The organism is Collinsella sp. AM24-1 (genome assembly GCF_003470325.1).
Taxonomy (GTDB): domain Bacteria; phylum Actinomycetota; class Coriobacteriia; order Coriobacteriales; family Coriobacteriaceae; genus Collinsella.
The window spans coordinates 38,668-51,378 of record NZ_QRHM01000008.1 but is presented as its reverse complement, the minus strand read 5'-3'; the positions used below and the strand labels follow the sequence as shown (position 1 = coordinate 51,378).

Below are 12,711 nucleotides of genomic sequence, written 5' to 3'. Positions count from 1 at the left end.
GGGCAACGTAAAGACGCCCGTTTTATATATGCATTTGGGTTAACAGAACCTTTACCGTGGCGCTACGTTGGGCATATGGGCGCGGGGCACACTAAGCCATGAGAAGCAAGGTCTTTCCCGTGGAGGAAGTGGTCTCATGAACGCTCGAGATATCGCTATTGCCGTCGTCGCATTGGTACTTGGTTGTCTTGGCCCCACGGCCGCGCTGGTCGCGGGCATGCAGGGCGCGTGCGGAGCTGCTCCTATCGTTGTTGGGGCCTTAATTGCTGTCGCTGTGCTGGGAAGTGCCGGTGTCGTCCTTTGTCGTGATGATGAGGACGAGATCGTGGGGTCTTAAAGATGGCCTCAACTCTGGTTTTGCCGGAACATGTCGCATGCGCCGGGTGGTCGTATTTAGAAGAACAAACGCATGGGAACTTATGACGCGGGGCAGACCGCAAAGACGCGCGTGGGATATCCAACGCCATCGCGCACCTTGGGGAAGGTGCAGAAGATGACAGCGCCCGTGGCGGGAAGCTCCTTTCATCGGGCTTTTTGCTGATGTTAATGCGGTGCCGTGACAGCTCGATTTCTGCTGCGTTACGATACGTTCTCGATTGCGATTCCACGATGTTTCGGCTGCGTGACCATTGTGTTTCGCCTTGCCGGGGCGCTGATGGCGAAGGGAGGGGCCGTGCAATACCGCGTTGACCCCAAAAGCGGCAACCGTATCTCGGCGTTGGGGCTGGGCTGCATGAGGTTTCCCGGTGCGCCGGGACGCCCGGATGCGAAGACTGCCGACGCCATCATCTCCCGTGCGGTGGAGCAGGGGATTAACTACCTGGACACGGCCTATCTCTATCCCGGCAACGAGGCGTGCGTGGGGGCGTCGCTTGAGCGCCTGGGCTTGCGCGACCAGGTTTTGCTCGCAACCAAGCTGCCGCATGCTTCGTGCAAATGCGCGGAGGATTTCGATCGGTTCTTCGACGAGCAGCTGCGTCGCCTGCGGACCGACCGTATCGACTATTACCTCATGCACAACATTACCTCGCCCGCCCAGTGGGAACGTGTGGTGGCGTTGGGCATCGAGGACTGGATTGCGCGTCAAAAGGTGGCGGGGCGCATTCGCCAGATTGGTTTTTCGTACCACGGCAGCGCGGCGGATTTCATGACGATGCTCGATGCATATGAGTGGGACTTTTGCCAGATCCAGTACAATTACGCTGGAGAGCGATATCAGGCGGGAACAGCAGGACTCATGGCGGCCGCGGAGCGCGGGCTCGCGGTGTTTGTGATGGAGCCGCTGCTGGGCGGGCGTCTGGCGGGCAAGCTGCCGCCGCGGGCTCGCGCTGTGCTCGACGACGCCCGTGACCCGCACCTGCGTACTCCTGCCGCCTGGGGGCTTTCGTGGGTGTGGAACCATCCTCAGGTGACGATGCTGCTTTCGGGCATGACCGATACCGCGCAGGTGGACGAGAATTCGTCACTGGCAGACCTCGCGTTGCCGAATTCGATGACTGCCAACCAGCTCGACACGATTGCGCGCGTGTTGATGGAGTTTGAGAAATCGAACCGTGTGCCCTGCACGGGATGTGGCTACTGCATGCCATGTCCCAAGGGTATCAACATTCCCGGCTGCTTTGCCGCCTACAACGCGAGCTATGCGCACAGCTGGTTTACGGGGCTGTCACAATACTTTACGGCGAGTGCGGTGCGCACGAGCGAGTCCAAGTTGGTGAGCAATTGCGTCAAATGCGGCAAATGCGCGCGGCATTGTCCGCAGCACATCGATATCCCCGGGCGCTTGGACGACGTACGCCGCCGTTTTCAGCCTGGTCCCGTGACGGCGGTGCTTAAGGCCTTCAACAAAACGCGCTCCTCATGACCCTTTTATAAGTTGCGGTGGAATACGGTCTGTTTGCGCCAAAATAAGGCACCAATAGACCGTATTTCACCGCAACTGATGAGGGGGAGTTGGAGATGCTGACGATCGGGTGTCATCTTTCGACGACGAAGGGCTATCGGGCGATGGGGGAGACGGCGTTGTCCATTGGCGCCAATACCTTTGCGTTCTTTACGCGCAACCCGCGTGGTGGCAAGGCGAAAGACCTTGATATGGATGATGTGGCGGCCCTGCGCGAGCTTATGGAGCAAAACGATTTTGGCCCGCTTGTGGCTCATGCCCCGTATACCTATAACCCCTGTTCGGCTAAAGAGCGGGCGCGCGAGTTTGCCTTGGAGGCCATGGCCGAGGACTTGCAGCGTCTGGAAGCGCTGCCCGGCAACTACTACAACTTCCACCCCGGCGCGCATGTGGGGCAGGGGACTGATGCCGGCATTCAGATGATCGTCGACACCTTGTGTCAGGTGATGTTTGAGGGACAGCAGACGACGGTGCTGCTCGAGACCATGGCGGGCAAGGGTACCGAGGTGGGCCGTAGCTTTGAAGAGCTGGCGCGCATTATCGAGGGTGCTGCCGCCAGGCGTCCAGAGCTATCGGACAAGCTGGGCGTGTGTCTGGACACCTGCCATGTGAGCGATGCCGGCTACGACATCATCCATGATCTGGACGGCGTACTCGACGAGTTCGACCGCGTGGTGGGTATCGACCGCTTGCGTGCCGTACACATCAACGATTCGAAGAACCCCTGTGGTGCCCATAAAGATCGTCACGAGTGCATCGGCAAGGGATACCTTGGCAGCGAGGAGTTTGGCGGTGGTATGCAGGTTATGCAGATTATTGTATCGAATAGCCGTTTGCGTGCATTGCCGTTCATTTTGGAGACGCCGAACGAACTTGCAGGTTATGCAGCTGAAATCAAACTTTTAAGGTCGTTACAGCAGTAACGACTGTCACAAAGTGGAGTGTTCCATTCACGTTATGTGATTGTTTCAATCAGTTTTCTAATTGCAGATTCGCACTTACAGGTGCATAATAACCAACAGTTTTTGCAGACCCCTGAATCAAATGGGGTCACTGGAAGGAGACTGATTATGAAGCTCAAGAAGCTTGGTGCATTTGCCGCCACGGGCGCCATGGCGCTCGCTCTTGCACTGACGGGCTGCGGCTCGTCCAACGCCACCTCTGGTTCTGATGCCAGTTCCAGCAGCTCTGACGACGCTAAGGTCGAGAAGGTCGACGGCTCCAAGGAGTACGCGCTCGTCAAGGACGGTACGCTCACCGTCGGCACCTCTGCCGAGTACGCGCCGTTTGAGTACAAGGATGACAACGGCGACTACCAGGGCTTTGACCTTGAACTCATTAAGGCTATCGGCGATAAGCTGGGTCTGGATGTCGAGTACGTCAACAACGACTTCGACACGCTGGTTCCGGGCGTCGCTTCGGGCGCCAAGTACGACGTCGCCATCGCGGCTATCACTGACACGCCCGAGCGTGAGAAGGAAGTCACTTTCTCCGACTCTTACTACATGGACGATCAGGCTATCGTGACCAAGGTCGATAACACCGACATCACGGCCGACAACTTCAGCGAGAAGCTCAACAACGCCGACGCTACCATCATCGTCCAGTCTGGCTCGACCGCCGAGGCCTTTGCCCAGGAGAACTTCCCCAAGGCCAAGATTGTTCCCTACAAGGACGCCACCGAGTGCTTCAGCGCCCTGCAGTCCGATAAGGGCGACGCAGTAGTCACCAACCGCTCCGTTGCCAGCCAGCTGACCGCCGAGCAGTTCAACACCTGCCAGACCATCAAGCAGATTAGCACCGGCGAGGAGTACGCCATCGCCATCAACCAGGGCAACACCAAGCTCAAGGACGACATCAACCAGGCCATCAAGGACCTGACCGACGACGGTGCCGTTGACGCCCTCATGGCTAAGTACAGCATCAAGTAAATTAATGCTTGATTGCGTGCGGGCCCTTTCCGTTTTGCGGAGAGGGCCTTTGCGCTTCTCTCGACGGACCGCGTTTCCGTCTTGTTTTGCCGGCAACTTCTACGATAGGAGCCACCTTGTCTCGATTGAACAAAGGGGCCACGGAGCAGCGTTTTTCACTGTCCGCCTTGCTCCAAAAGCTAGCCTGCGTCATGGCCGTGGCGCTCGCGCTGGTGTGCGCGGGGGCATATGCGCCCACGACCGCCCAGGCGCTTGAGACCGCAAAGATTACCGCCCGACCCAACACCGGTTCGGGCAGCGCTGTGGTCGGCGGCACCGAGACGCGCATTACCTGGGAAGTTCAGGCCGATGCCGACGAGGAGCTGAGCGGTCTTTCGCTGACGTTTGTCGACGGCGCGACGTTTGGTACCGATGACACGCGATTGACGATGCTCTCGGGCGAGGACCTCATGGACCGTACGCCCATGAAGCCCACGTGCAAGGCCGATGGCCAGACGCTCAAGATCGACTTTGGCGAGACGGCGCCTGCCGGCGGCTTTTTCCGTGTCGAGGTTTACGGCGTGACGTTTCCCGTCGAGGGCGGCGATGAGGCCTTCAGCGGCACCTATACGCTCGCCGACGGTTCGACCAAGAAGATTTCTAAGATTCCTTCCGTCGAGATTAAGGGCGTGACGGCATTCGATAACTTCCTGGCCGACCTTAAGGAGCAGCCGTGGGTCGAGGCGTGGAATTCCAACATGTTCCTTCGCCTGTTCCTGAACCCGGTCATTTTGGTCCAGAGCCTGCCGATCGTCTTCAAAGGCTTCCTCATGTCGCTCTCGATCGTGCTCGTGGCGTTTCCGCTGGCAATTCCCTTTGGCTTTGCCTTGTCGCTCATGCGCATCTCCAAGTCGCGCATCCTGCGTTGCCTTGCCGGCATCTATGTGAATATCATCCGCGGTACGCCGGCGTTCCTGCAGATCTACATCGCGTTCTTCGGTCTGCCGCTGGCCGGCGTCAAGGTTGACGACTATGTGCTGGGCGTCATCGTCATGGCCATGAACTCGTCCGCCTACCTGTGCGAGATCTTCCGCGCCGGTATTCAGTCGATCCCCAGGGGCCAGAACGAGGCCGCGCGCTCGCTGGGCATGAACGCCTTCCAGACGCTGCTCTACGTTATGATTCCGCAGACGTTCCGCAATGTCCTGCCTACGCTGACCAGTGAGTTCATCCTGCTTTACAAGGATACGTCGCTGCTCGCGGCCGTGGGCGTGGTCGAGATCGTCATGAACGCCCGTACCATCGTGGCCACGACGGGTTCCATTACGCCGTATGTGGTTGCCGCGCTGTTCTACCTGGTCATCACCCTGCCGCTTGCTCGCTTGGTGAGCGGTCTTGAGGCGAGGCTTCTGGGGACGGCCGAAACCAAGAAGAAGCGTCCCGCCAAGAGCGCTGGACAGGTCGTCGCGACGCCCGCCGACCACATCGCCGGTCTGTAAGGAGGTCCTATCATGAGCGAAACCAATAACTCGAACGAGGTCGTCGTCAGCATCAAGAACCTCCAGAAGGCCTTTGGCGATAACGTGGTCCTGCGCGATATCGATCTGGATGTGCACAAGGGCGAGGTCGTCGTAGTTCTGGGTCCCTCGGGCTCGGGTAAGTCGACGATGCTTCGCTGCATCAACCGTCTTGAGCATCCCACGAGCGGCTCGATTGTCGTTGAGGGTGTGGACGTGTGCGCCAAGGGCGTCGATCTTAACAAGGTGCGCACGCATCTGGGTATGGTGTTCCAGCAGTTCAATTTGTTCCCGCACCTCTCAGTCAAAAAGAACGTCATGCTCGCGCAGCAGAAGGTGCTCAAGCGCAGCAAGGAAGAGGCCGAGAAAATTGCCGTCGAGGAGCTGACCAAGGTCGGTCTTGCCGAGCGTATCGACTTTATGCCGAGCCAGCTCTCGGGCGGTCAGCAGCAGCGCGTTGCCATCGCCCGCGCCCTGTCGATGAACCCGCACGTCATGCTCTTTGACGAGGCCACCTCGGCGCTCGACCCCGAGCTCGTGCGCGACGTCCTGGGTGTCATGCGCGACCTGGCACGCGACGGCATGACCATGATCGTCGTGACGCACGAGATGGGCTTTGCCCGCGATGTCGCCGACCGCGTCGTCTTTATGGACGGCGGCGTCATTGTGGAAGAGGGTACGCCGAGCGAGGTCTTCGACCACCCCAAGAGCGAGCGCACCAAGGCGTTCTTGGGAAATATCTCGTAGCCGGTTGATGTAACTGCCGTTACAAAAGAGCGGGGGCTGGACTTGAATCCAGCCCCCGCTCTTTTGTAGGGATGGGGATGCGCTGTGATACAGGCTCTTTTGGAGGCCTGGTTTCGTTACGCGAGCTCGGCTCCGAGGGCCTTGCAGGCCGCCTCGCCCTCATCGTCGGGCGCATCGTAGCAAATGACGGAGTCCACGACGTTGACGCCGGCCTCGTCGGCGTCGGCCTTCCAGTTGTCCATCCACTCGCCCTCGGCCCACGAATAGGAGCCAAAGAGGACGACCTTCTTGTCGCCGAGGGTCTCCTTGACCTCGTCCCACATAGGCTGAAACTCGTCATACTCAAGCTCCTCGGAGCCCATGGCGGGGCAGCCGAAGGCGAAGGCATCATATTCGGCGGCCTTGTCGGCAGAGAAGTCGGCGCAGGGGATGACCTCAGTCTCGGCCCCCGCGGACGTGGCGCTTTCGGCGACGAGGTTTGCCATGGCCTCGGTATTGCCCGTGCCGCTCCAGTAGACGACGGCGATCTTGCTCATGTTTTGTCCTTTCGGTCGTGCGGCGCTTGCCGCGGCTTGTACGTTCTATCGGGTTGCCTGGGCAAGTTGCGCCAGGCTGCAGCCCTGCTGATAGATAAAAGTGAAGTATTGGGTGCAGGCACGGTAGGCATCAAACGTCGCAAGCGCCTGCTCGACATTTGCGTAGACCTTCCAGGCCCCAAAGACCTTGTAGTTCTCGCCGCGCTGGACGATAAATTCGTGCACGTCGTCGTAGGGATATCCAAGGAAGTAGCCTATTTCATGCGGAAACTCGCAGGTGCAGTCTTTGCTGCAGCTAGCTTGCTGGGGTAGTGCGCATCGAGTCTGGCTGCAGGCGCATTCCGCGACGTTATTGCTCGCGAGCGTGATGCGTGATGCCAAATGCACAAGGCATGCCGAAAGGTCTCTCGTGTCGTAGCCTTCCGAGGTGAGCGCCGTTTGGACGCGAGGGTCTGCGAAATAGGTGGTGAGGCTTTTGGCTCGGTACGCGTACACGAGCGCTCCGCAGGGCCGCCAGACCAAAACACTCAGGTGGATGCCGAGCGGGTCAAGCTCGCGATTGCACTGGGCGATAACGTTGAGCAGGCGTGCTCGGCGTTCTGCAATGGTTTCGGTTGTGGTCGAGCCGTCCCCGTGGGCGTAGGTGCCTGGATAGGTAAAGAGCGATGCCGGCTTGATGCCCGCGAGCGTGGGAGAGCAGTTGCGCACGACTGCCGCCTGAAACGTTGGGATGTCTATGGTTCGAGTCACGGCGCTCCTTACGGATCTAAACTGTTAGCCTAGGAAAACTTATACACGAAAGTAAGCCATGGTCAACAAAAAAGTTTGAAGAGGGAAACTAATTGACCGAACAGACATGATTTTGGGTTAAGATGGGGGCACCCCATGGGGGTATCTAGATAGTGCTACTTGAAAGGGGAGCGCATGAGTGACTTGCTCAACCCTGCGAATCTCATCGTGCTGGCCGTCATTGCCGTCGGCATGTTTTTTGGACTGCGTCGCATTGCCGCTTCGACACACGGGAAGAGTTGCTGCAGCGATGGTACGAGCGGCAAGAAGGCCAAAAAGGTTGTTGTGGTGGATACCGATGCGTCACACTATCCCTATAGCGATGAGCTGCTCATCGGCGGCATGAGCTGTGACGGCTGCGCTCAGAACGTAGCCAATGCCCTCAATGCGCTGGATGGTGTGTGGGCTACGGTAACGTACGCGGACCACACAGCGCGTGTGCGCTCCAAGCGGCCGATCAATCGCGGTGTCCTTGAGACTGCCGTGAGAGATGCGGGTTACTACGTCATGACGCTGTAAGCGTCGCTCTGGGTGCGCTTCCTTGGCTAGGCTCGTCCGCGCAGCTCGATGTCTTGGATGTCGTCGAAGTCGATGGCGATGTCTCGGAGCTTGAGGAGCTTGAAGGCGGGGAGCGCCTCGTCGAGGATGCCGGTGCGGCTGCGATAGCCGTATGTATCGTAATAGGTGACACGAACCAAGTCGCTACGTTTGAGACCCTCGAGTTTTTTAGAGAGCACGAGGGCTTTTTCTTCCGTGAGCTCACGTTTTGGCTCGACGGTGATTTCCTGCTTGCGCACGAGTTCGTAGTATCCCGTGAGGGCGGCAAAGGGCATAAACTGCGCGGCACGGCCGGCACGGACGGCGCCGTTGGCGGTGAGCTTGGGGTCGGCGGATCGACGTCTTCCCTCGGGGTCCGCTAGACGTTCAAAAGGCGTCGGTGGCCGCATCGGCTGTTGTTGGGACTTAGGCACGATGTCCTCCTACCTGATCGTTGCGTTCGCGCGCGGTGGCGCCGGCGGTAAAGCTTAATCCCTTGACGAGCGCGTTCTTGCCGTACTTGTCTTTCACGGCCAGGACGGCGCGCGCCAGGTCGCGCTCGCGCTCATCGGCCTCGATATCGCTGAACAGATCGATGGTGGCAAATTCCTCGGGCATGAGGTTGCCAAATCCCAGGTTGATGCGCTTGACCGGTCGTTTGGGATCGACCGTTTGTGCCCAAAGGTCATCGAAATACCCCATGATTTTCTTAAACGAATTAGTGCGCTCGGGCAGCTTTCGCGAGGCGTTGGAGTGCGCAAAGAGTGCGGCATAGCCACCACGCGGTTTGCCGCCATGCTCTCCCACAAAGATGCCATCGATTGCCTGCGCTTCGCGCACCAGGCGACGCCTTTCGTCATCGCGCTGGACGGGCTTGGGAGCACGGGGCGCGAGCTCGGAGCCGTCGGTCGCTGCGGGTTCGATGCCCGAGGTACTCGAGCGCAGGTGTCCGCAGCCGTCTATATACTGCGCCGTGCCGCTGGCGTTGAGCCGGCGTATGTCGGCGCGCTCGCTTGCATAGCCCACAAAGAGCGAGATGCTGTCGCACACCACGTGCTTGTCGATCAAATCCAGCACGGCGGCATCGACCATTTCGCGCAAGACGGTGTAGGCCTGCTCGTAGGCATAGCCCTTCGAGAGCACCTGCCCCGTGGTGGTCGAGGTCGCTTGCGGGCGATAGGCTTGGATATCGGCGATGGTCGTTGGCTCGCGCCCAAAGGCGTGGTCGATAAGATATTCGGCATTGACGCCGAGCTCATCGTAAAGCAGGTTTTCGTCGAGCGCGGCGACGCCCATCAGATCGTAGACGCCGTACTTTTCGAGGCGGGCTGCCACGCCGGGGCCGATGCCCCAGATATCGGTAATGGGACGATGAGGCCAGATCTCTTTGCGAAAGGTCTCGTCGTCGAGTATGCCGATGCGGCTGGGTACGTGCTTGGCGGTAATGTCGAGCGCCACCTTGGCCTGAAATAGGTTGGGGCCGATCCCGACCGTTGCCGTGATGCCCGTGCGCGCGAGGACTTCGTCGCGTAACATGCAGGCGAACCCTTCCGCATCGGTGTGATAGAGGTCCAGATAGGGCGTCACGTCGATAAAGCATTCGTCGATGGAGTAGACGTGAATGTCTTGCGGACTCACGTATTCCAGATAGATGCCGTAGATTTTCGCCGACACCTCCATGTAGTGCTGCATGCGCGGTACGGCCTTGATGCAGTCGATGCCGTCGGGAATCTCGAACAGACGGCAGCGATTGTGTATCCCGAGGTCCTTCATAGCCTGTGTGATGGCGAGGCAGATGGTCGTGCGCCCGCGCGATTCGTCGGCAACGACCAGGCACGTAGTGAGTGGGTCGAGTCCGCGGTCGACGCACTCGACACTGGCGTAAAACGTCTTAAGGTCGATGCAGATATAGGTGTGACGCTCGTGCCCCACGCGTCCTCCCATCAAACACATGTTCTTATCGAATACATGTTCGATAATACCTGCTTGCGCGGACATCGTCAAAACCTGTCCCTCTTTGGCGGGTATGGTCGTGCGGTTGCATCGGGTTTTTTAACGCAGCTCTAAAGAGCGCGAAACAGCTCGGAAAACCTCGCTTCGTAGCATGAGCCTAACGATTGATACCGCCTATACGCACGGAAGGGTTGTGGGGATAATGGTCAACTATGGGTTTGGTATGCCGACGCGCTTGGTTGCGGATGGGGATGTGGCTCGCTGGTGCGGACGATTGGTCGCTCACTACGGTGGCACCAAGGCGCTGGTTGTGCTGGGCGGTGACAAGCATACGCGCGATGAGCTTGTCTCGGCGGCACTTGGCTCGCTTGATCGAGCCCTACTCGAGCGTGTGCTTTTCCGCTGCGGCTCGTTTGAGGGCGACGGGGGAGACGAGCTGATCGACGAAGCCGTGGCCCTGGCGACCGACGAAGGCGTAAACTTTGTCCTGGCGATTGGCGATGCCGATACTGCTGGCTTTGCGCGCGAGCTCGCGCGTCGCATGGCGGCGCTCGATGCCGACGAAGACGGCTTTGTGCCTTATGGATGCATTGTCTCGGAGGGCAAGGTGCCTGCTGTCGTGGGCACCGGCGAGGTCCCCGTTTTTGCCATTATCGCGCCCGAACTGCTGGAGGACATCGGGTCTCCTCTGCGTGAGTTGCTCGGTAGCGTCTGCGCTGCGGCCTAATATTTGCCATAAAGGGACGGGTTATTTTTGGTTGGTAAAGCGTTTGACCTGCCAAAATAAACCTGTCCCTTTTTGTTCGGTTGCCGTTTGGGGGCCGATTGGCAACGCTCGCTGATTGTAGTCTTGACCTGCGCTAGAATAGTGGCATCTGAATGTCCGGGCGCATGGAGGCGTGCGCCCGTATGCTGAGGAGGACTCTATGGCAACTGTTGCCGCACCTATCGATGCTACGTCGACTGCCGCTTGGAAGGCACTCGAGGCTCATCAGGAGAAGCTTGAGGCCGAGGGCATCGACCTCAAGGCCTGGTTCGCCGCTGACGCCGACCGCGTGAATAAGTTGAGCTTTGACGCCGGCGACCTTCACTTCGATCTGTCCAAGAACCTGGTGACCGATGAGACCGTCAAGCTGCTGTGCGATCTTGCCCGCGAGGTGAAGCTCGAGGAGCGCCGCGACGCCATGTTCTCCGGCGAGCACATCAACACCACCGAGGACCGCGCCGTCCTGCACACCGCGCTTCGCCGCCCGGCAAGCGAGAAGGGGCAGCTCATCGTTGACGGCCAGGATGTCGTCGCCGACGTGCACGAGGTCCTCGATCGCATGTATGCCTTCGCCGAGCGCGTGCGCTCCGGTGAGTGGAAGGGCGTTACCGGCAAGAAGATTGAGCACCTGGTGTCCATCGGCATCGGCGGCTCCGATCTGGGCCCGGTGATGGCTTACGAGGCTCTGCGCCCCTATGCCGACGCCGGTATCGACTGCCGCTACATCTCCAACATCGACCCCAACGACCAGGCCGAGAAGCTCCGCGGCCTGGATCCCGAGACCACGCTCGTGATCATCGTCTCCAAGACCTTCACCACGCTTGAGACCCTCACCAACGCTCGTGAGGTCAAGACCTGGATGCTCGAGCAGCTCAAGGCTCAGGGTGCCATCGACGGTTCCGATGAACAGAACGCCGAGGCTGTGGCAAAGCACTTCGTCGCCGTTTCCACCGCACTCGAGAAGGTCGAGGCTTTCGGTATCGACCCGGCCAACGCCTTCGGTTTTTGGAACTGGGTCGGCGGCCGCTACTCCGTCGACTCCGCCGTGGGCCTGTCGCTGATCGTCGTGCTCGGCCCCGAGCGTTTCCAGCAGTTCCTTGAGGGCTTCCACGCCATCGACGAGTACTTCTGCAACACCCCGCTCGAGAACAACGCCGTCGCGCTGATGGGTCTGCTCAACGTCTGGTACGTCAACTTCTTCGGTTCCAAGAGCCACGCCGTGCTGCCGTACTGCCAGTACCTGCATCGTTTCCCGGCCTACCTGCAGCAGCTCACCATGGAGTCCAACGGCAAGCATGTCCGCTGGGACGGCAGCGCCGTGACCTCCGACACCGGTGAGATCTTCTGGGGCGAGCCCGGCACCAACGGCCAGCATGCCTTCTACCAGCTGCTGCACCAGGGCACCGTGGTGGTTCCGGCCGACTTTATCGCTTTCGCCAACACTGCCAACCCCGCAACCGACAATGGGCAGGATGTCCACGAGCTGTTCCTGGGCAACTTTCTGGCCCAGACCAAGGCGCTCGCCTTTGGTAAGACGGCCGACGAGGTTCGTGCCGAGGGCACGCCCGAGCGGATCGTCCCGGCTCGCTGCTTTGAGGGCAACCGTCCGACGACCTCGATTTTCGGCGACACGCTGACCCCGTTCGCACTCGGCGAGCTCATCGCCCTGTACGAGCACATCACGTTTGTCGAGGGCACGGTCTGGGGCATCGACTCCTACGACCAGTGGGGCGTCGAGCTGGGCAAGCAGCTTGCCAAGCAGATCACCCCGGCCTTCCACGACGACGCCGCCAAGGCCGAGCAGGACGCTTCGACCCAGGCGCTCATCGAGTTCTACCGCGCTCACCGCAAGTAGTTTTTACGGCCGAGTTGGCTTATGGCTGAAAGGGGCCCGTATCCGTTGGGATACGGGCCCTTGCTATTTGGATAGGATGGAATGTATCGGGAGGCGCCTCGACGGGCATCGCAATCGTCGAAGGCGCGCCGTTCATGTTCGGGACAATATGACTTTTTACCCGTTGCAGACAGCGCCGCCGTGGGTGTTCTGTATGAT

At 59.6% G+C, this 12,711-nt stretch carries 13 protein-coding genes; 9 read left to right on the top strand and 4 right to left on the bottom strand.

The window, feature by feature from the left end; translation table 11 throughout:
- Nucleotides 1–136: 136 nt before the first annotated feature.
- From DW661_RS04520 to DW661_RS04495, 6 genes are all read left to right on the top strand, one after another.
- On the top strand, nucleotides 137–337 hold the full coding sequence (locus tag DW661_RS04520) for a hypothetical protein (RefSeq protein WP_117776453.1): 201 nt from the start codon (nucleotides 137–139) through the stop codon (nucleotides 335–337).
- Between the two features lie 336 nt (nucleotides 338–673).
- Entirely contained in the window at nucleotides 674–1,864 is a 1,191-nt protein-coding gene (locus DW661_RS04515) for an aldo/keto reductase (protein WP_117776452.1), read from the top strand.
- 95 nt (nucleotides 1,865–1,959) lie between these two features.
- The gene (locus DW661_RS04510) at nucleotides 1,960–2,826 is read left to right on the top strand and encodes a deoxyribonuclease IV (protein ID WP_117776451.1); all 867 of its coding nucleotides are present in this window, start codon (nucleotides 1,960–1,962) and stop codon (nucleotides 2,824–2,826) included.
- Between the two features lie 147 nt (nucleotides 2,827–2,973).
- Entirely contained in the window at nucleotides 2,974–3,834 is an 861-nt protein-coding gene (locus DW661_RS04505) for an ABC transporter substrate-binding protein (protein WP_117776450.1), read from the top strand.
- Between the two features lie 116 nt (nucleotides 3,835–3,950).
- Nucleotides 3,951–5,312 (top strand): ABC transporter permease subunit, encoded by a 1,362-nt coding sequence (locus DW661_RS04500; protein WP_233547453.1) that lies wholly within the window; start codon nucleotides 3,951–3,953, stop codon nucleotides 5,310–5,312.
- A 12-nt stretch (nucleotides 5,313–5,324) separates the two neighbouring features.
- A complete protein-coding gene (locus DW661_RS04495) occupies nucleotides 5,325–6,077 on the top strand; it encodes an amino acid ABC transporter ATP-binding protein (protein WP_055251428.1) in 753 nt (250 codons plus the stop codon).
- A gap of 116 nt (nucleotides 6,078–6,193) precedes the next feature.
- On the opposite strand, the gene DW661_RS04490 is transcribed toward DW661_RS04495, so the two are convergent.
- Both DW661_RS04490 and DW661_RS04485 read right to left on the bottom strand, forming a co-directional pair.
- Entirely contained in the window at nucleotides 6,194–6,613 is a 420-nt protein-coding gene (locus tag DW661_RS04490) for a flavodoxin (RefSeq protein WP_117564429.1), read from the bottom strand.
- A 45-nt stretch (nucleotides 6,614–6,658) separates the two neighbouring features.
- Entirely contained in the window at nucleotides 6,659–7,363 is a 705-nt protein-coding gene (locus tag DW661_RS04485; protein ID WP_117564428.1) for a DUF3793 family protein, read from the bottom strand.
- Between the two features lie 174 nt (nucleotides 7,364–7,537).
- Between DW661_RS04485 and DW661_RS04480 the strand changes: the two genes are divergently transcribed.
- Entirely contained in the window at nucleotides 7,538–7,921 is a 384-nt protein-coding gene (locus tag DW661_RS04480) for a heavy-metal-associated domain-containing protein (RefSeq protein ID WP_118934804.1), read from the top strand.
- A 26-nt stretch (nucleotides 7,922–7,947) separates the two neighbouring features.
- On the opposite strand, the gene DW661_RS04475 is transcribed toward DW661_RS04480, so the two are convergent.
- Together DW661_RS04475 and DW661_RS04470 are read right to left on the bottom strand one after the other, a co-directional pair.
- Nucleotides 7,948–8,373, bottom strand: a complete 426-nt coding sequence (locus tag DW661_RS04475; RefSeq protein WP_233508865.1) for a hypothetical protein — start codon at nucleotides 8,371–8,373, stop codon at nucleotides 7,948–7,950.
- Nucleotides 8,366–9,937, bottom strand: coding sequence for a DNA repair protein (locus tag DW661_RS04470; RefSeq protein WP_117758551.1), 1,572 nt, complete (start codon nucleotides 9,935–9,937; stop codon nucleotides 8,366–8,368). Before DW661_RS04470 ends, DW661_RS04475 begins: the two co-directional genes overlap by 8 nt.
- Nucleotides 9,938–10,094: 157 nt before the next feature.
- Between DW661_RS04470 and DW661_RS04465 the strand changes: the two genes are divergently transcribed.
- The gene (locus DW661_RS04465; RefSeq protein WP_158561608.1) at nucleotides 10,095–10,619 is read left to right on the top strand and encodes an iron-containing alcohol dehydrogenase; all 525 of its coding nucleotides are present in this window, start codon (nucleotides 10,095–10,097) and stop codon (nucleotides 10,617–10,619) included.
- A gap of 199 nt (nucleotides 10,620–10,818) precedes the next feature.
- A complete protein-coding gene (gene pgi / locus DW661_RS04460) occupies nucleotides 10,819–12,513 on the top strand; it encodes a glucose-6-phosphate isomerase (RefSeq protein ID WP_118934802.1) in 1,695 nt (564 codons plus the stop codon).
- Nucleotides 12,514–12,711 lie beyond the last annotated feature (198 nt).

Bases quoted from the DNA above. Each gene is read 5' to 3' on its own strand.
- DW661_RS04520 (WP_117776453.1), top strand. From the start codon at position 137: ATGAACGCTCGAGATATCGCTATTGCCGTCGTCGCATTGGTACTTGGT.
- DW661_RS04510 (WP_117776451.1), top strand. From the start codon at position 1,960: ATGCTGACGATCGGGTGTCATCTTTCGACGACGAAGGGCTATCGGGCG.
- DW661_RS04505 (WP_117776450.1), top strand. From the start codon at position 2,974: ATGAAGCTCAAGAAGCTTGGTGCATTTGCCGCCACGGGCGCCATGGCG.
- DW661_RS04495 (WP_055251428.1), top strand. From the start codon at position 5,325: ATGAGCGAAACCAATAACTCGAACGAGGTCGTCGTCAGCATCAAGAAC.
- DW661_RS04490 (WP_117564429.1), bottom strand. From the start codon at position 6,613: ATGAGCAAGATCGCCGTCGTCTACTGGAGCGGCACGGGCAATACCGAG.
- DW661_RS04480 (WP_118934804.1), top strand. From the start codon at position 7,538: ATGAGTGACTTGCTCAACCCTGCGAATCTCATCGTGCTGGCCGTCATT.
- DW661_RS04470 (WP_117758551.1), bottom strand. From the start codon at position 9,937: ATGTCCGCGCAAGCAGGTATTATCGAACATGTATTCGATAAGAACATG.
- DW661_RS04465 (WP_158561608.1), top strand. From the start codon at position 10,095: ATGGTCAACTATGGGTTTGGTATGCCGACGCGCTTGGTTGCGGATGGG.
- pgi (WP_118934802.1), top strand. From the start codon at position 10,819: ATGGCAACTGTTGCCGCACCTATCGATGCTACGTCGACTGCCGCTTGG.